Annotated in this window: 14 protein-coding genes; 4 read left to right on the top strand and 10 right to left on the bottom strand. The window is 37.8% G+C overall.

Features of this window, described 5'->3' with window-relative positions; translation table 11 throughout:
• Window positions 1–3 precede the first annotated feature (3 nt).
• Window positions 4–921 (bottom strand): EamA family transporter, encoded by a 918-nt coding sequence (locus MKY09_RS02535; RefSeq protein WP_298468006.1) that lies wholly within the window; start codon window positions 919–921, stop codon window positions 4–6.
• Between the two features lie 146 nt (window positions 922–1067).
• Between MKY09_RS02535 and MKY09_RS02530 the strand changes: the two genes are divergently transcribed.
• The gene (locus MKY09_RS02530; protein ID WP_298468009.1) at window positions 1068–3098 is read left to right on the top strand and encodes an EAL domain-containing protein; all 2031 of its coding nucleotides are present in this window, start codon (window positions 1068–1070) and stop codon (window positions 3096–3098) included.
• Window positions 3099–3211: 113 nt separating this feature from the next.
• Here MKY09_RS02530 and MKY09_RS02525 read toward each other — a convergent pair whose 3' ends face one another.
• From MKY09_RS02525 to MKY09_RS02505, 5 genes are all read right to left on the bottom strand, one after another.
• Window positions 3212–3943 carry an MBL fold metallo-hydrolase gene (locus MKY09_RS02525; RefSeq protein WP_342567500.1) on the bottom strand — a complete coding sequence of 244 codons (732 nt, stop codon included), beginning with the start codon at window positions 3941–3943 and terminating at the stop codon, window positions 3212–3214.
• 375 nt (window positions 3944–4318) lie between these two features.
• Window positions 4319–5695 (bottom strand): IS4 family transposase, encoded by a 1377-nt coding sequence (locus MKY09_RS02520; protein WP_169360310.1) that lies wholly within the window; start codon window positions 5693–5695, stop codon window positions 4319–4321.
• A gap of 728 nt (window positions 5696–6423) precedes the next feature.
• On the bottom strand, window positions 6424–6879 hold the full coding sequence (locus MKY09_RS02515) for a threonine/serine exporter family protein (RefSeq protein ID WP_342567499.1): 456 nt from the start codon (window positions 6877–6879) through the stop codon (window positions 6424–6426).
• A 12-nt stretch (window positions 6880–6891) separates the two neighbouring features.
• Entirely contained in the window at window positions 6892–7635 is a 744-nt protein-coding gene (locus MKY09_RS02510) for a threonine/serine exporter family protein (protein WP_298468019.1), read from the bottom strand.
• Between the two features lie 578 nt (window positions 7636–8213).
• Window positions 8214–10316 (bottom strand): beta-propeller domain-containing protein, encoded by a 2103-nt coding sequence (locus tag MKY09_RS02505; protein ID WP_342567498.1) that lies wholly within the window; start codon window positions 10314–10316, stop codon window positions 8214–8216.
• 176 nt (window positions 10317–10492) lie between these two features.
• Here MKY09_RS02505 and MKY09_RS02500 point away from each other — a divergent pair, with 176 nt between their 5' ends.
• Window positions 10493–11809 (top strand): short-chain fatty acid transporter, encoded by a 1317-nt coding sequence (locus MKY09_RS02500; RefSeq protein ID WP_342567497.1) that lies wholly within the window; start codon window positions 10493–10495, stop codon window positions 11807–11809.
• Window positions 11810–12202: 393 nt separating this feature from the next.
• A complete protein-coding gene (locus tag MKY09_RS02495; RefSeq protein WP_169359017.1) occupies window positions 12203–12706 on the top strand; it encodes a GNAT family N-acetyltransferase in 504 nt (167 codons plus the stop codon).
• A 382-nt stretch (window positions 12707–13088) separates the two neighbouring features.
• Here MKY09_RS02495 and MKY09_RS02490 read toward each other — a convergent pair whose 3' ends face one another.
• From MKY09_RS02490 to MKY09_RS02475, 4 genes are all read right to left on the bottom strand, one after another.
• Window positions 13089–13865, bottom strand: a complete 777-nt coding sequence (locus tag MKY09_RS02490; RefSeq protein ID WP_342567496.1) for a hypothetical protein — start codon at window positions 13863–13865, stop codon at window positions 13089–13091.
• Window positions 13866–14049: 184 nt separating this feature from the next.
• A complete protein-coding gene (locus tag MKY09_RS02485) occupies window positions 14050–15243 on the bottom strand; it encodes an acyl-CoA dehydrogenase family protein (RefSeq protein ID WP_342567495.1) in 1194 nt (397 codons plus the stop codon).
• Window positions 15240–16403, bottom strand: a complete 1164-nt coding sequence (locus MKY09_RS02480; protein WP_342567494.1) for a saccharopine dehydrogenase C-terminal domain-containing protein — start codon at window positions 16401–16403, stop codon at window positions 15240–15242. Before MKY09_RS02480 ends, MKY09_RS02485 begins: the two co-directional genes overlap by 4 nt.
• Before the next feature lie 13 nt (window positions 16404–16416).
• The gene (locus MKY09_RS02475; RefSeq protein ID WP_342567493.1) at window positions 16417–17892 is read right to left on the bottom strand and encodes an aldehyde dehydrogenase family protein; all 1476 of its coding nucleotides are present in this window, start codon (window positions 17890–17892) and stop codon (window positions 16417–16419) included.
• Window positions 17893–18169: 277 nt separating this feature from the next.
• Here MKY09_RS02475 and MKY09_RS02470 point away from each other — a divergent pair, with 277 nt between their 5' ends.
• A complete protein-coding gene (locus MKY09_RS02470) occupies window positions 18170–18967 on the top strand; it encodes a TIGR00266 family protein (protein WP_169359022.1) in 798 nt (265 codons plus the stop codon).
• Window positions 18968–19058: the final 91 nt, after the last annotated feature.

Here is a 19058-nt window from a genome sequence, read left to right as displayed (position 1 = left end):
GATTTATTTCTTCTTTTTAAAACGATCCCACTTAAGATCACCTGCTACTGAGAGCCAAGTCACAAATACTAGCATGACTAATACCCCTGTATACTGCCAGCCTCCTAATATTTGCCCAAACCAAAATACCGAGATAATCATTGCTGTCAAAGGCTCTATGCTGGATAAAATACTCGTTTCTACCGCTGTTATGTATTTCATACTTGATAGGAACATAACAAAAGCAATCGTCCCCATTAAAACTATAAGTACTACAAATATGATGATAGGATAACTCACCAATTCGCTCCATTCATTACTATTCCAAACTTGAGAGAGTAATGCTAAAACAATACCTCCAATAAGCATTCCCCACCCTACTACAACTAGTACCCCCCACTCCTTCATAAGTCTTGCTGGATATACCGTGTATATAGAAAAGGTAACTCCCAGCAGCAGTCCCCAAAACAATGCTTCATTACTTATTAAAAGCTGGTTTATGTTCGCATTAGTCAGCAATAAAAATAAGCCTAGCAATGTTCCTATTATTCCAACCACCTGGTATTTCGGAGGAAATGTCTTACCCTTCCAGGAAACGTATATGATGATGTAAATAGGGCCAAGAAATTGAAGCAGGGTTGCTATAGATGCATTACTGGCTTCAATCGCAGCTATAAAAGTATATTGCACTCCGAGCATCCCCAGTAAGGCGAAGATAAACAATTGCTTCAACCAGACGGGTTCTTTCCATATAACAAATACCTTTTTCTTTTGAAATTTTAAAAATACTAAAATACTAGTCCCTGCAACAATTAGCCTTACAGTTAAGAAAAATGGCACACTTAGTTCACTATTATGCAGGACCCACTCCATCATGGGACCTGTGGCACCCCAAAGAACAGACCCGATAATTATTAAAATTATTCCCTTTGACCTTTTCATATTGATTTCCTCCTTTATAACTCAAATATTTAGTAGGTATTTTAGTCTATATTTAATTATTTTGTGAATATATTGTTCTATGCTAATGACTATATTATCTATATTCTGTATAATTACTATTAGATAATTTTTATGGGGGACTGACGATGTATCTGCAGGAAAAACAACTGGATTTAAGTGAAGCTGTGTTAAATCATATACCATACCCAACCTTTCTAACAGATGAGGATGGTCATATCGTTTGGTGGAGCCAAGAAGCAGAAAAGCACTTTGGATATACTTCCGAAGAAGTAAAGGGTTCAAATTTACCGTTTTTTAATGATTATACTCATGGTCACCTTATTGCCAAATGGGACAAAATTATCGCGAAAGAAGAACCAATTCGCATTAATTCAGTAACATTGTATAAAAAAGATAAACAATTATTAAAAACATCGCTTATACTAAAATCCCTAACTATTCATGATATAACGTACGTCTTATTCCAATTTGATACCGATCAAATAAAAAGTTCAGATCAAACAGCATCATTTGAACTTGAAATCTTGAAGAAAGCTTTATCCCATAGTTTTATGGTTCTCTACCTTGATAAGGAAGGATTGATCATGCACGCAAACGATCTTTTTCTTAAAAAGAGTAATTGGACCCCTAAAAGAATCGTGGGTAAATCCTTTTGGCAGCTCTTTCCTAACACGTCTGAGCATATTGCCGTAGCAGATGGAATAATGAACTCGATTCAAAAAGGCAGTACTTATCAAGGTACAGTAGAAAAAATGACTAAAGACGGGCTCAGCTATTGGGTCGACCTTATAGCCATTCCAATTACGGATATTGAAAATAATACGCTTTACTATATTCTTTTGGAAGAAGAAGTTACAGAAAAAAAATTACTACAAACCCGCCTAGAAGAAATTGCTTATGTAGATGCAGAAACAGGTCTGATGAGTAGACATCGTTTAGAACAAGTTGTTAACGAGCATATCGAGGAACAAAAGAACTTTTCATTTGTTTTTATAAGCATCAACCAATTTTATACGTTAAAAGAAATACTAGATGTTGAAACAGAATCCTTCCTAATGATAGAGCTAACAAAAAGATTAAAAATCTACTTTGAAGATTCTATTATAGCTCGAGCGGGCAGAGATGACTTTGCCGTAATCACTCCACTAAGCGATTGGTATATTGAAGGTTTCATACATTTCTTAAAACAAAACCCAATTTATGTGGAGAACAAGGTTATTCCAATAACCGTAAGTGGAGCAATCACTAGATTCCCTGAAGACCAACAGACCTATTTACATCTATTAAAAGCAACAAATACAACGCTTCAAAAAGTAAAATTAGAGGGCGGGGGAATCATTTCATCCCTTTCTCAATCGGATCATCATAAGCTTACCAGATCCCTACAAATTGAAAAAAGATTAATAGAAGCACTCAACCATAATGACTTTCATGTTATGTATTTACCTCAACGTGAAGTGACTTCTGGGAAAGTTACTTCCGTAGAAGCTTTAGTTCGTTGGGAAGATGAAGTTCTTGGAGTTATTAACCCAGATGAATTAATCCCAATAGCAGAGGAAACCGGACTTATAAATGAAATAGGTATGTTTATGCTAGAAAAATCCTGCGAACAAGCTGCAATCTGGCAAGAAAAAGGCTTATCCGTTAAGGTAAGCTATAACTCTTCCATAAGAGAATTTAGAGATAAAAATATGGTCAAAGCGATACGTGCTGCGTTAAAAAAATATAATTGTTCCCCAGAATTATTACAATTAGAGTTTACAGAGAAGTTTGCCTTGGAAGCTGAGGCAGAAAAAAATATTGTGAAGCAAATGCAGACGCTCCATCAAGAAGGAATAACTTTTGCATTAGACGATTTTGGTACGGGCTATGCTTCCTTAAGATATTTACAGTTGCTACCAATAGGCAAACTGAAAATAGATAAATCTTTTGTAAATTCCATCATGCAACAAGAAAAACTTCAGCAACTGATCCAAGGTTTAATCCATTTTGGACAGTCTCTTGGCGTGAAGGTTGTTGCAGAAGGCGTAGAATCTAAGGAACAATATAATGCACTAAAGGATATGGGTTGTGATGCAGTTCAGGGCTACTATATTAGCGAACCAATTACTGCAGATCAAGTTGAAAAGTTAATTAGATCTACAGAAAATGTATAATAGTAAATATAAAAAAGAGGTCTTGAATTGCTCAGGACCTCTTCTTCTATAGTATAGCAACATAGATAATTACACCTTAACCTTATTATATGGATCGTCATACGCTCCCCTACTTACAGCTCTATAAGCATTCCAGAGGTAGCTAGATCAATATTTTCATTTCCTTCATTTCTAGCACTTTTCAGTAGGTTTTCTAAATCTCCGTAGTGTGGAAGATGTGTTAAGATCACTTTTTTTGCTTTAGATTGACTAGCTAGAAGTCCTGCCTCCTTTGAATTCATATGTCCAGATGAACTTCCATCCATATCCTCATATAAACTACTTTCTACAATTAGTAAATCAGCTTCCTCAGCAAAATCAATTAGCTCCTTCATATAACTTGTATCAGATGTATACACTATTTTTGTATGTTCACTTTCAATTTTAATACTATAAGTTTCGACTGGATGGATATTCCTCAAGAAGGTGAAAGTAAAGGGACCAATATGTATCTCACTTTTTTCATTAAATGAGGTGAATTTAGAGTACTCTACTTCCTCCACTCTTCTTTTTATATCCTCATCATTAGGTCCGTATATTTGTAAATGCTCATTTGCTCTACCAATCTTCGTGTTAACTAATCTGGAGAACAAATAAGCACCAATGTCACTACTATGATCATAATGATAATGAGACAGCATGACGTGGTTTATATCATTCAAGTTGATATACTTTTGAACTTCCATTAATACTCCACTTCCACAGTCTACTAGCACAGAAAAATCGTCTTGTTCAATCAGATAGCCTGAGCAAGGTCCATTTTCTTTTGGATATCCTCCCCACATTCCAATTACCCTACATCTCATATGAAGCTCCTCCATTCTTTTTCTTCCTATACTTTTTCGTCACTTCTCCTCCCACTTCCTCTTTTATAAAAGGCTATGTTAAAGGTCAGGGTTGATTTAGGATGCTCTCAAAATCGGATAGTAGAATTGATTTCCACGCCAGCCGGACGCTTTCCGTGGGGTGAGCGTTAAGCCATCACCCGTCGCTTACGCGCGCGGTTGTGATGTCTTAACTGTCTCACTCATCCCACAGCATAGCTATCAAGTTAAGAAAAATTTACGTCATTCACTCTCATATGAACTGGTATTTTTGAAAATTAGACCATATGAAATTAACACTTTTTGGTTTAACCAAAAAATGTAAGTTTAATTTCTTTCTATACAGGGCATAGAATACTAACTGTAATTTGCACCGAGTATAATCAATGGATCCTTTTCAGGTGGCCCTTTTGTTTTCAATGCATGTTTACAAAGAGCACCATGAAACCTTTTCAGTACCCCATTGGTAAGCTTGGTGTATTTTTTTATGCTTTCAAACATCAAGCGAATAAAGCGTAGTGCAACTGAGATGCCCTTTTGAATGCTTATCTCTATTCTAGATTTCTCTAGCAAGAATAAACGTGCCTGATAAGTTGTTGTAGTTGTGATTAGAAACAATAATAAATGAGCGAAAAAATGACATAGGACACGTTCTTCCTTTATCTGTTTATAAAAAGTGGTCGGGAAATTAGATTTCCATCCTTTAAACAATAACTCGATCTGCCAGCGCAATCGGTAAAGGTCCATCACTTTCTCAGCTGGGATAGTATCCGGGAGGTTTGTCATAATAATCGTCGCCCCATCTAGCGCTCTTACGTGCTCCTTTGTCTGGTAACGTGAATGTTTACGTTTATACTGATCACTTTTATCTTGTTCCTCTGTATGGCGATACAAAATTAAACGGGTAGGGAATTTATAGTCATACCCCACATAAACTTCCTCCCATTCCCTTACGGAGCCACGCTCCATTTGTTCCAGGTGCTCTGCCAAAGATTCCTTCTGATAAAAAGAGGATTTGACGACCCTGCCATCGGCATGGTAACGAGGGTTGGGATTCCCTGTATAGATAGAACAATCTGGTCGAACTCTAGAGACGAAATAGCCCCCGGACTCATCAATTTTTTGGAAGGTGGGTAGATGGAAATAACCCAAGTCTTGTAGAAATAAATCGCCAGGTGAGACCGTCTCTAATCGATTCTTCCCATATAGAGAATCGTTTTCCTTTCCGTTCATCCAGTCAGCCAATATGAACTGTCCTGTCAGGAATTCATACTCCAGTTGGCATTTTAATTCGGCTCGATAGACGCCAGGAAAAGTCTCCTTCAAATCCGAAGGAAGGGAATGGATGGTCGCGTCTATTATACGGATCCTCTCACAAAATTTTCGTAGTTCGTCACTGATCGGCAACTGATAATTTAACTCCACTTGTATAAAATGTTCCAAACACTTTTTTAGAAATACGATTAATTCTTTATTTAAACGTTGGTTTATTGCCTCTGGAGTCATAGAAATATGACAGGTTTCTTCTAATGACAGGCTGAGCTCGCGTAGCGAACTGCCGGCCAGGTTTCCGCAATGATAAAGAAGGATGTGGAGAAATGAATACGCATCAAGCTTTCGTTTTCGTTTGATCCATCCTGATTCTTTGGCCCAACAATCCAACTTATCTGGGGAAAATAGTTTATACAATTGTTCCATTAAGAGTTTCCATTCGTCTAAATCTGTTTTTTTCATGTGAAGCACCTCCTGTTGGTTAGTTTTCTATACCAACCTCGAGGGTTTTTATAAACTTCTTAACTTGATAGCTATGTCATCCCACAGGAGTCGCCGTCTGGCGCTCCAATCAATAAATGGAGTAGGGCTGTATTTCAATAACCTCTATTTATAAAATACTCGCATAAATAATACCGGAAAACTGACTCCAACCACACCCTATAATCTATTTATGTTCTAAATAGCCATTTAAATTGTACAGTCAGTATAAAAACGCAATGTCTAGCCAAAATCAACCAATAACTTTAACAATTCTTTATAAAAAAGCAGCTCCCAAATATATAATTTCGGGAGCTGCTTTATGGAACCTACCTAAAGAAATACTGCTAGGTTGATTTATGATGCAAAGAAATCTGAAAATCTGAAAATAGAATTGATTTCCGTGCCAGTCGGACGCTTTTCACGGGTGAGCGATAAGCCATCACCCATTGCTAACGCTTGGTTTTGATGTCTTATCTGTCTCCCTCATTCCACTGGAATCGCCGTCTGTCGTTCCAATCAATAAACGGAGAACACATTTATTCCATCCAAAAAACTTTAGTTATGAAGTTAACTCACATAAAAAAAGCAGGAAAACTAACTCCATCCCATTTCATATTTACAAGATTTTTTAAACAAAATTAACCAATAAACATTAACAAAGTTAAAAATAATTAGGATTAACTGCTCCCTCACAAAATGAGCAGGAATTACTTGTTCAGCATAGGCTTCTTCTTCCTCAAAGTCTGTAGCCATATCTGCGTTATGATTTCAGCGAACACAAGCCCCATTGCAACCGCTCCGGAAATCATTAAGGCAAGCGCAGCGTATTCTACTGCTGTTCCATAATCCTCCTCGACTACATTTCTCATTGCATTATAAGCAGAACCACCTGGAACAAGCGGTATAATACCCGCAACACTAAATATAATCATTGGCATTTTAAATTTCTTTGCCATTATATGAGCAACAAATGCAATAGAGAATGCACCCGCAAAGGTAGACACAATGGGATCATCGTTGTAATATCTCATCATGGAGAATACAAGCCAACCAACCATACCAACTAATCCACAGTAGATGAGGGATTTTTTCGGTGCATTAAAAATCACCCCAAATGCAGCAGCAGCAATAAAGCTTATGATACCTTGTAGAACAAAAGTCATCTCGATTCCTCCTTATAACGATAATATAAACGCCACTCCTGCTCCAATAGCGAAAGCAGTTAGAAAAGCTTCTGCTCCCTTGGATAGTCCCGACATAAAATGCCCTGCCATTAAGTCTCTGACTGCGTTTGTTATAAGCAAACCTGGAACTAGAGGCATTACCGAGCCAATAATAATTTTGTCAATTTCAACGCCATATCCATACCGAACGGAAAGTGTGGCAATCATACTAATGATAAGTGCAGCAAAAAATTCGGCAAAGAATTTCACTCTTGTTTTTCTCTCCAGTAAATCAGCAACAGCAAAGCCTATTCCACCAGCAAGCATGGCGTGTGGTACATCTATTAATGACGCACCAAATAACCATAGAAACGCACCTGATGCAACAGCAGACGCTGCTATACGAATCCAAAAAGCAATCATTTTATGTTCTTCATCTATTCTTTTTAATTCTTTATGCGCTTCTTCTAAGCTTATTTCTGCCGTGGCCAATTTACGAGAAACGGCATTTACGAGAGCAATCTTTTCCAAATCTGTTGTTCTATTATTCACTCTAACTAATCGCGTTGGAAGATTGTCTTTTCCACTAAAGAGGATTCCAGTTGGGGTAACGAAACTTTGGGATTGGGTTAAATGCTGCGATAAGGCCATTCGGTCCATCGTATCCTCTGCTCGATATGTCTCTGCCCCACTTTCCATCATCAATTTGCCTGCAAGTAAACAGCACTCTACCGCTAGCTCATAATCCGTGTTCAATGCCGCTCACCTTCCTTTTTCTTCATATATCATTGTATATATAATTTCCCTTTTAAGAAATGTTTAATCTAATATAACATTTACCTGTGTTATTTTCATAAAGTAGCCTCTTCTTTTAATTGGTGACTTACTTAGTTTCCTAAATAGAAAAAAGCGTTAGATTGACTAATGTCGACCTAACACTTCAAAACCTATACAAACTCAAAGAAATTTGATATTGTCTTCCGTCTTTTTTATTTACATATATACCCAAGAATTAGCCAATTTCCACTACAAGAGCTTCGCTTTCCACGGGCACGGCCTCAGCCTTCTCCCCCGCTTCGCTCAGTCCTGGTGCTTCGGCTCGCGCTGTTCCCGTGGGAGTCTTCGCGCCTTCCGCTCCAATCCGACTTGTATCGGCTCTAAAGAAGAAATGCACTTTTGAATTTCATAATACTCCGAGGCGATGCGACCATTGTGAATAAAAAACAATTCAATGAACTTGATCGAACAACTATAAATGCAAGCATTGCTTACTTTTGCTTCCATAAATTATGTTATTTTATGAAGGAGCCACCTTCTGAAAATTTATAAAAGATTTAGTAGGAAAGAACACCCGTTTCTTTGAATGTATCCATTTGATAGCTTTTCATTTCCTTCATCCCAATTGTATAGATGAAGTTGTTCGCGTAAATAACTCTATGAATCATGGTCCCCCATTCCTCATATTGCTGGCCTTGGCTCTCTTTGTTAAGCAAGCTTGCCTGCAGAGTTATTCCTTTCTCTGGTGTTATTTCATAGATGAATGCCCCATCCTGTTTATAGCTACTATATTCCTGACCTTCTTCTTTTTCATAAATAGTCACTGGGAAACCATAGAGATTCTTTTCATTATGTTGGAACAAGGCATGGTGATCATATTGAATAGGAGAATAAGTTCCTTGTCCTCCAATCACCTCTGTATCTACTTCCTTAGGGCTATCAAAGTCACTAACATCAAATAAAGAGATTTTCATACCTTCCGTTTGTATAATAGGCACCTTACTACCAACAGGTACTATAGATGAAGTTTCGTAACCAAAGCCGATTAAATGCTTTTCCCCTAGAGGGTGTAAATAATTACTAAACCCAGGAATCTTTAATTCACCTAGCACTTTTGGGTTAGTAGGATTGGCAACATCAATCACAAACAATGGGTCCGTTTCTCTAAATGTCACCATGTATGCTTTGTCCCCCATAAACCTTGCCGAATAAATTCTTTCTTCCTTTGCTAATCCTGTAATAGACCCTACCATGTTCATTGTTTCATCTAAAATGAATAGATTATTCTCGGAGGGATTATTTTGATCCCAAAGGTTTCCTGTCGTGGTAACTGTTCTAAAGTAACCGTTATGCTCATCCATCGAAAATTGGTTAAGAATTGTTCCGGTTAACGTAGCAGATCCTACAAAATCAACTATCGTATCTTTAATCGAAAATTTATATACCATTGTATCCAATTGCCCTGGTCCCCATAACCTTTTACTCATAGTAGTAGCCTCGTCATTCTTATAAATGGCAGAAGTTAGAAACAGGCTTTCCGTGGACATATATAATTCCTGGCTACCTCCAAGAAAGCTCCTTGTTTTAACCTCGTTCACTAATGGTTCCGAAATGTTTAGAGCTGTAATAACGGTGTAGTTACCATCCAATGAATCAGGTAATATCGATATGTGCTCATAATCCAACGGTTGAGCTTCTTTGTCAGTCTTTGAATCATACGTAAATGGTCTTAACTCCATATCATCATTTTCTTCCATCGCCCAATATCTAGGCATAATAGTAGAAACGATATAAAGCATATTTCCCTTTAAACGAACCCCATTCGTATATCCCTCAGAGGCTAGCTCCCTGATCAGCTTAGGAGCTTTAGGATTAGAAATATCATAAAGAAAAACCCCTGTCATACTTTCCCAATCAGGCTCTATTCGTGGTGCCGAATCTGTAGCTTCCAATGTATGGTACATGTTCTTTTGTCCAATCACTAATAACAGTTCTTCTTTTAATAATAGCTGACTTGGATAAAAGGATTCTGTAAATTGGATTTTACTTTCTTGCTTCATATTAGAAGGATTTTCAATATTATTTATAACAACTTTGTTCTCACTAATTACAAACACATGGGAACCGTTTGTCTGAACAATATCCGCCTCTTCCACTCCTTTTACCTGGTTATTAGTCGTGGAGTAGTCTGCAGCTCCACTAGATTTGTCTTCTGCTACAGACATTTCCATGGTTTCTTCCGTGACTACATTTTCTCTTGTACTCATAACCAGCTTAAAATAATTCTCTAGCTCTCCTCGAGACTGTACCACTGGGAGGCTTTCTTGCACCTCAAATGTGTATTTGCCTTTTCCTAGACTAAACTTTTCATCGACATGGAGTGTATACTTTCCGTTTGATAGTCCGGATATTTCAAGGGACTTCCCATTGTTTTTCAGCTGAAAGTCTGCCTCTATCCTAGCATTCTTATCATCGGTTACATACACCTCTCCTTTTTCCAATACATCTTTACTTACACCCTTTGAAAATTCTGCTCTAAAAACCTGATTGGATAACACAAAGCTTTGTGCCAATACTTTTTGATTGGAAAAATAAACCCAAGCCGAACCCGCTGTTAGACAAAGGGCAATAGCTATAAATGTCACGATCCACTTTCTCATTTTCAACTTCCTTTCTTTTACATTAATTAATATATTAGACCGTTTTTCTGGTTATTAGTTACAGGTCATGTTTTAGTATTTTTTGTCGAAAAATGTTAATTAAAATATAGAGAATTTTCTCTCTTTCCTATAACATAGATTAATAGGGGATGTAAAAAAACAAAGGGGGAAATAAATTGAAAGCGTTAACAAGATTTTCAAACACTTTAATGGTCAGATTCTTACCTGATCCATACATATTTGTTGCAATACTTACTCTACTTGTATTTTTACTAGGGGTGTTCTTAACTGATTCCACACCATTGGAAATGGCAACCTACTGGGGAGATGGTTTTTGGGGTTTACTATCGTTCACTATGCAAATGGTTGTTGTTCTCTTGGCAGGTCATGTATTAGCAAGCAGCCCGTTTTTTAAAAAAGTATTAAGTTCCTTAGCAGGAATAGCTAAGACACCTGGTTCAGCTATTCTATTAGTTTCCGTTGTTTCTTTAATCGGATGCTGGATTAACTGGGGTTTTGGTTTAGTAATTGGTGCTCTTTTTGCAAAGGAAATTGCCAAGCAGGTTAAAAATGTAGATTACCGCCTATTAATTGCTAGTGCTTATTCAGGGTTTATCATATGGCATGGTGGCCTCGCAGGTTCGATACCACTTTCTATTGCAACCGAGGGACATCCATTTGCTGATATCATGGGAGTCGTTCCAACTTCTGAAACATTATTTACACCGTACAATTTAATTATTGTTATTGCACTATTTATCTCCGTACCTCTTTTAAACAGATGGATGATGCCAAGTAAGGAGGATACTTTCTCGATAGACCCAGCTTTGTTAGAAGAGGAAAAGGTTGAGGAAAAATCAATTGAAAAGCCTACTCCTGCGCAAAGACTGGAAGGAAGCTATATCTTGACCGGTTTAATCGGACTACTTGGTTTAGTTTATTTAGTTAACCACTTTGTAACAAAAGGTTTTGACTTAAACTTAAATATCGTTAACTTGATCTTCGTAACACTTGGCATTATCTGTCACGGCACACCAAAAAACTTTTTAATAGCTGTTAAAAATGCTGCTAGTACAGTTGGGGACATTGTTATTCAATTTCCTTTTTATGCAGGGATCATGGGCATGATGGTTGCTTCTGGTTTAGCTGGAGTTGTTTCTGAGGCATTTATTAGTATATCGAATGAGCACACGTTCTATTTGTTTACTTTTTATGCTGCAGGGATAGTTAACTTCTTTATTCCTTCTGGTGGAGGACAATGGACTGTGCAGGCACCAATTATGTTGGAAGCTGCATCTGCACTTAATCTGAGTTATGCAAAAACAGCTATGGCTATTGCATGGGGAGATGCTTGGACGAACATGATTCAACCTTTCTGGGCATTGCCAGCACTTGCTATCGCAGGTCTAAAGGCAAAAGATATCATGGGCTACTGTGTATTCGTTTTGTTATTAAGTGGTGTCATTATTAGTATCGGCTTGTTCTTTTTCTAAATAAATTTTATTATACATTCCCTGAAATATGAAAGAGAACCCTTCTCATAAAGGGGGGTCTCCTTCTTTAGAAAAACGCAATAATATAGACGCAAATGATGCTGGGACATAACTAGAGAATAATTAGAAAACGTGAAATCGACAAATTGATTTCATGTTTTTTATTTTCATAAAAAATATTCTGTATAAAATAATTATTCTATTAATGGAATGATTTACATGAGATATCTCGAATGATAAACTTTAGGAACCATTTAATATCGGATTGCAAAGTTTGATGCATCCTTTACTTTGGATTAAATGTAACGGGAGTAGCTGCCAATAATATATACCTATTTTAAAATTTGTGTCTGTCTATAAAATGACGTACAAAATTATGATAGGAGTGTAATAATGATTGAATTAGACACAGAAAGATTAAGATTAATTCCACTAAGTGCAGAAAATCTAAGATTACTAATTGATAATCCACAGAAAATGGAACTAAGGTTATCTTTAAACGATTCAGACAGATTTCTTAGTCCAGAACTTAAACAAGCTATGGAAATAAGACTTTCAAAGTTGTTAGGTGATGAGGAAAATTATGTATGGTATACCAATTGGTTAATCGTGTCGAAAGACAAAAACTGTAGTGTTGGAGGAATAATGATAAAAGGTCTTCCTAATGAAAATGGTGAAGTAGTAATAGGTTACTATACTCTCCCTGAATTTCAAGGTAACGGCTATATGACGGAAACCATTAATAATTTGAAAAACTGGTTGTTAAATCAGCCCGATGTTATGTTTGTTATTGCTGATACAGATAAAGATAATATTCCATCACACAGGGTTTTAGAAAAATCAGGGGCGAAAATGTATAAAGAAACAGATGAATTATACTTTTGGAGATTTGTCTGAGATTAATCACTGAATAAGAGTCATCATTTTATTATGGTGTCTTGTTTTTCTGTATAGGTACAATGTTACTCCAGAGAGTGCAAATCCTTCTTCAACTGACTGGTACTTTAATGAAAGATCGTTGAGCTGCTTAGGTAGCTTTTTTTCTTATTGAACTAATCTATTTGTTGTTTGAAATGGAAGCGGCGACTCCTGGGGGAACAAGCGAGCGCAAAAGCCCCGCAGGAGCAAAGCGACGAGGAGATTGAAGCCGTGCCCCCGGAAAGCGTCCGCTGGAACGGAAAACAACTTCAGGAATTTAAATAGAAGCCTCAAAAACTTTACCAGATTGTAAAATTTTCAAGGTTTATTATTTGGAGGAGATTTTTGTCCCAAAATCTTCTTAATATCCGCCCCAAAAACTATACTCATATTTATCAAAATCCATCCTATGCTTCAAAAATGGTTGGAAGAAATTTATTTGATTTTTATTTACACTAAAAGAGCCAATCACTGGATGTTCTTGGGTCAAATCGAAAATCCTCTGATACTCATTTAGTGGAACATTTTTAAGTTCCTCTTCACCGACAATTATTTTCGTTTCATCCCCAATCTCACTCCATTGAATTTGCCTTGTAGTCTCTTCTTCAGAGAAATAATATGGTGACGCACATTGTTCAACAAACAATCCATTGTTGGAGGCAAACTCGATAGCGGAAAGACAATTTACTTTGGACCCAATATACATATAGTAATCCCAACCAAAATGTACAAAGAAATTGTTCTTACTATATAATTGACACCATATAAAATTTCTCAAAATCATTTTGCAAATTAAGCGTATATCGTTTTTGTTTACCAGTGCATCTTCTTTAAGAACCAGTGTTTCAAATTCTTTTTCGTATAAAGGAGATGTCGTATCTTCTTCTGAAATAGTGTATTCTAACTGTAAAATTCGCAATGAATCAAGGCTAGTTTCCTCTATAAACTTGATTGCTGAATCAATATAAGCAGCCTCAACTTGGAGATATTCATTCAAAGTGAATTCATTTCCGTCAATGGTCTTTCCGATTTCAGAAGGACAAGTCCATTCCTCCCTTAACGTATAGTAACCATTTTCATCCCTAAATTCAGGGTTGTACTTTGTGACTCTCCACTGAAAATCTATGTAATTACTCAACCAATCTCCCCCTTCACCTAGCTTGTATCTATGCTTTTCTTACTTGTATCTTAACGTTAATTTTCATTCATTATTAAGAGGGTTTCAACCTAAAACTTATATACATCAAAAAGACAGACCAGTAAATAACTAAATGGTCTGCCTTAATAGTATATTGTTGAGGATAACCTAATCCCCTTTTTTGTTATTCTTCAAAAGGCCATTTTGGAAGCATTTTGTTCAATTTTTTATCTTCTCGATAACCTAGCACATATTCCGCTTGCATAACGGTATGGATTTCTCTTGTTCCTTCATAAATGACAGGAGCCTTTGAATTCCTTAAGTAACGAGCTACCGGGTATTCATCTGAATATCCATAAGCACCGTGGATTTGAACCGCATCATCTGCAGCTTTATTTGCAAAATCACAAGCTTGCCATTTTGCCAAGGAGGTCTCTCGTGTATTCCGGACTCCTTTGTTCTTTAGCTCACCAACACGATAAACTAGCAGGCGACTCATTTGAAGGCCGGCTTCCATCTTAGCGATCATTTGCTGTACAAGCTGGTGCCGTCCAATTTCCTTACCAAAGGTTTCACGCTCTTTAGCATACTTAACACTCGCTTCAAGACAAGCAAGTGAAAGACCTGCTGCTCCAGCAGCTACAGTAAATCTACCATTATCTAAAGCCGACATAGCAATTTTAAAACCTTCGCCTTCTTCTCCTAATAGATTTTCCTTTGGAACTTTCATATTTTCAAAGAAAATTTCACCGGTATTCCCCGATTTTATGCCATACTTTCCTTTAATCGCTTTAGAGGAAAAGCCCGGCATTGTGCGCTCAACAATGAATGCACTGATCCCGTGGTGTTTTTTAGCCTTGTCCGTATAAGCAAAAACTATAAAATGATCAGCCGCATCACATAAAGAAATCCATGTTTTTTGTCCATTTAAAATATAATGATCTCCTTCTGCAACGGCAACTGTCGACATCGCTGCTACATCTGAACCTGCTCCAGGCTCAGTCAGTCCAAACGCACCGATTTTTTCTCCCTTAGCTTGAGGCTCCAGGTATTTTTTCTTTTGCTCCTCAGTACCCCATTGTAGTATGGTCATGGAGTTTAAGCCTGTATGAACGGAGACAGCCGTTCGAAAAGCGGTGTCTCCTCTTTCTAGCTCTTCACAAACTATAGCAAGAGAATTATAGTCCATGCCACTTCCGCCATACTGCTCTGGAATACATACTCCCATTAATCCTAAGCTAGCAAGTCTCTCCCAAATGATAGGGTCAAATGCCCCTTTTGCCTCCCACTCTGCAATGTGAGGAATAATCTCGTTATCAACAAATTGTCTTACTGTTTTTCGTAGAAGCACCTGCTCCTCAGAGAATTCAAAATTCAAACTGTTTCACCTCTTGTTACATATTCTTTTATCTCAACGCCTCTAGCAGACATTTCCTTAATATATAATTCACCTGGTACAATTAGCTCCGGTGTAGACACGCCTGGTTTTGTAATAACACCATTGCCAATCATTTGTGCAACAACTGAAATGGTATTTGCAGTGGCACGAGCCATAGCAGTTTCACCAGATAAAGGATCCTTTTGAGTTGCCATTTCATACGTGTAAATTGTTTCATTTCCATCCTTTTCACCTTTAACGATAACTCTTAGTAGCACTGCGTCCTCTTTATCGCCTAGGAGAAGGGACGGTGTCAGCACTTCTTTCAGGACCTCTCGAACGTTTACAATATTTCCTCCAGCGTTGACTGTTTTATTTTTATCCGTAAGACCTAAATCTACCAACAGCTTAAATTTCTCTGCATGGCCTTTATAGCGAATTGTCTTATATTCTAATGTTTGAACGTCAGGAAATGATTTAGTTAGAGTGGACGTCCCCCCTGCTGTATGGAACGCTTCCAGTTCCTCATATCCGTCAAACTGGATTGGCTCAACCTCTGTTAAAGAGTCTATTTCCTCTAATTGACCATTTCTTATTACATGAGAAGGATCGGTATAGTGATCAAATACTCCTTCTAAAGAAAACACGATATTATATTTGAATATCCCTTCTGGTTCTACAGGTATTCCTCCAACATACAGGTGAATATCTGTCACTTCATCTAATTTACTAGCACCATAGCCTGCAAGAATATTGATCATCCCCGGAGCTACTCCTAAGTCTGGAATAATCGTTACCCCTTTCGCTTGCGCCTTTTCATCTAACGAAAGCACAGCATCTGTAGCACCTCCAATATGACCACCAAGGTCAATAGAGTGCACTCCTACTTCGACTGCGGTTCTAGCCACTTTCTCATTGAATGAGTAAAACAGTGCATTGATCACGACATCTGCCTTTTTCATCACTTCTATTAAGTTGGCATCGTCATTTGCATCTAGCCTTAAAACCTCAATCTTAGAGTTTTGCATTTTTTCCTTAAACATATTGGCCTGCCCAACGTCCAAATCACATAAATATACTTTCTCCACATTTGGACTCAAGATTAAATCTCTTGCTGCTTCCTTCCCCATTAAACCTGCACCTAATACAGCTACCTTCATATCGACTTCCCCCTTATTCTGTGTCTATTTGAGCTCTTTGTAGCTTCCCGCTGTAATCTATATAAATACTCTTCCACTCTGTATAAACATCTAGCGCCGCAACTCCAGAATCTCTGTGGCCATTCCCTGTACCCTTTGTTCCTCCAAACGGAAGATGTATCTCAGCACCCGTTGTTCCAGCATTAACATAGACAATCCCCGTATCTAAATCTCGTTGAGCTCTAAATATTTTATTGATATCTCTAGAGAAAATAGAACTGGACAACCCGAATTTCACTCCATTGTTTACTTCTATTGCTTCTTCCAATGATTCCACTTCAATTAATGAAACAACCGGTCCGAAGATTTCTTCTTGAGCAATTCTCATATCTGGTTTCACATCTGTAAAAAGAGTGGGAGCATAGTAATTTCCTTTAGCTAAATCCCCATCTTGAAGGATATTACCACCTACAACAAGGTTAGCCCCCTCCTCTTTTCCAATTTGAATGTAGGAGTGGATTTTCTCTAATGCATCCTTGTTAATAACTGGACCAACCTTGACTGTTTCGTCCATTCCGTCACCAATTGTTAACTTCTCCATTCTTTCTAGAAGCATTTTTTCCAGTTCCTTCTTCACATCTTTATGCACAATCACTCGACTACATGCTGTGCAGCGCTGTCCAGCTGTACCAAAGGCACTCCAAAGAATTCCGTCTACTGCAAGATTTAAATCTGCATCCTCCATAACGATGACAGCATTTTTTCCGCCCATTTCTAAGGAAACCTTCTTTATGTGCTTTCCGCCAAGCTCAGCTACCTTACTTCCCGTATCTGTTGAGCCAGTAAACGAAATAACCTTTACATCTTTATGCTCAATCATTGCAGTTCCCACCTCTGATCCGGAACCAAATACGACGTTTGCCACGCCACTTGGCAGACCAACCTCTTCAAATATTTTAGCCATCTCAAACGCCATCATTGGTGTCTCTGTAGCAGGCTTCCAAATAAATGCGTTGCCCGCAACTAAAGCTGGAAACGACTTCCACGTAGCAATAGCCACTGGGAAATTCCATGGTGTAATCAGTCCAACAACACCAATTGGTGCACGAACACTCATAGCAAACTTGTCTGCAAGCTCAGAAGGGGTCGTTTCTCCAAAAAGTCTTCTTCCTTCACCTGCCATATAAAAGGCCATATCAATTCCTTCCTGTACTTCTCCACGACCTTCTTCTATCACCTTCCCCATCTCTTTTGTCAGTACTTGAGCTAGGTGTTCTTTCCTTTCTTTCATCAGTCTACCAATTTCATATAAATAGTCCGCTCGTTTTGGAGCCGGAACTAATGCCCATTTCTTTTGTGCCTGCACTGCAGCCTCTACTGCAGCGTCTACATCCTCTTTTGTAGACATCCTTACTTCTGCTAGTTGCTCACCGTTTGCTGGATTTAAAACAGCAGTGTATGAAGCCTCTCCCTCTTGCCATTTTCCGTTAATAAAATTTGTTAGTTTCATATCCTTACCTCTCTCTCTTAAAATTGAAAACGTTTACATATATAATAAATTCTATAATTACTAATAAAACCCTTTAAAAAATTTAAAAATTAAGAAAAATTTAATAAAAGTTCCTTTATAAAACTGAACTACAATGCAGGATAACAATAAACTACGAATACAAAAGCCTATAAGTAGCTTCGACATGTCGTAATGAAGGTGTTGCTCTATAAAAAAACAGGAACCTTTTATTTTATCATTCGTATAGTTATTTAATTACACCGAGGAGGAAAAAAGAATGAATAATCATGAAATAGATTACAAGTTGTATGGGGACGATATGCAGTTTGTTGAAATTGAACTGGATCCACAGGAAACGGTTGTAGCTGAGGCTGGCAGCTTAATGATGATGGAGGATGGCATTTCTATGGAAACTATCTTTGGAGATGGCTCCGGGGGTAGTGGCGGTGGGATTATGGGTAAGTTAATGGGCGCAGGGAAACGGTTAATAACAGGTGAGAGTCTGTTTATGACTACTTTTACTAACGTAGGTAGCGGTAAAAAACACGTTTCCTTCGCCTCCCCTTATCCGGGAAAAATAATCCCAATGGATTTAAGCGAGTATAGAGGAAAAATTATTTGCCAAAAGGATGCATTTTTGGCCGCAGCTAAAGGAGTTTCCGTTGGAGTTGAATTCCAACGTAAGTTAGGTACTGGATTCTTTGGCGGTGAAGGATTCATCATGCAAAAGCTCGAAGGAGACGGTCTAGCATTTGTTCATGCTGGAGGAACGATACACCAAAAAGTTTTACGACCTGGGGAAGTATTACGAGTGGACACGGGTTGCCTAGTAGCTATGACTTCAGATGTTGACTATAACATTGAGATGGTTAAAGGAGTTAAAACAGCTCTATTTGGCGGTGAAGGATTATTCTTCGCAACTCTACGTGGCCCTGGAACAGTATGGATTCAATCCCTTCCATTTAGCCGTTTAGCGAGTCGAGTGTTTGCTGCTGCTCCCCAAACACCAGGTGGAGGATCTAAAGGAGAAGGAAGTATAACTGGTGGCCTTTTTGACCTTTTAGGCGGGAAATAATAGAAGTCTATCTTTACAGACTGAAGACTAACTCCAAGAGTTTTGTCTTCAGTTCTTTTTATATCCAAAAACTAGAAAGCTCGTCTATTTA

This window comes from Psychrobacillus sp. FSL K6-4046, from assembly GCF_038624605.1.
GTDB lineage: Bacteria > Bacillota > Bacilli > Bacillales_A > Planococcaceae > Psychrobacillus.
Note: the sequence above shows the minus strand (reverse complement) of the source record. Positions and strands in the feature narration are given on the sequence as shown.

What these genes read in the sequence shown, in the direction of transcription:
- MKY09_RS02520 (WP_169360310.1), bottom strand. Translation starts at nt 5,695, where the DNA reads ATGAAAAAAACAGATTTAGACGAATGGAAACTCTTAATGGAACAATTG.
- MKY09_RS02480 (WP_342567494.1), bottom strand. Translation starts at nt 16,403, where the DNA reads ATGAAGGTAGCTGTATTAGGTGCAGGTTTAATGGGGAAGGAAGCAGCA.
- MKY09_RS02525 (WP_342567500.1), bottom strand. Translation starts at nt 3,943, where the DNA reads ATGAGATGTAGGGTAATTGGAATGTGGGGAGGATATCCAAAAGAAAAT.
- MKY09_RS02495 (WP_169359017.1), top strand. Translation starts at nt 12,203, where the DNA reads ATGATTGAATTAGACACAGAAAGATTAAGATTAATTCCACTAAGTGCA.
- MKY09_RS02530 (WP_298468009.1), top strand. Translation starts at nt 1,068, where the DNA reads ATGTATCTGCAGGAAAAACAACTGGATTTAAGTGAAGCTGTGTTAAAT.
- MKY09_RS02505 (WP_342567498.1), bottom strand. Translation starts at nt 10,316, where the DNA reads ATGAGAAAGTGGATCGTGACATTTATAGCTATTGCCCTTTGTCTAACA.
- MKY09_RS02475 (WP_342567493.1), bottom strand. Translation starts at nt 17,892, where the DNA reads ATGAAACTAACAAATTTTATTAACGGAAAATGGCAAGAGGGAGAGGCT.
- MKY09_RS02515 (WP_342567499.1), bottom strand. Translation starts at nt 6,879, where the DNA reads ATGACTTTTGTTCTACAAGGTATCATAAGCTTTATTGCTGCTGCTGCA.
- MKY09_RS02535 (WP_298468006.1), bottom strand. Translation starts at nt 921, where the DNA reads ATGAAAAGGTCAAAGGGAATAATTTTAATAATTATCGGGTCTGTTCTT.
- MKY09_RS02470 (WP_169359022.1), top strand. Translation starts at nt 18,170, where the DNA reads ATGAATAATCATGAAATAGATTACAAGTTGTATGGGGACGATATGCAG.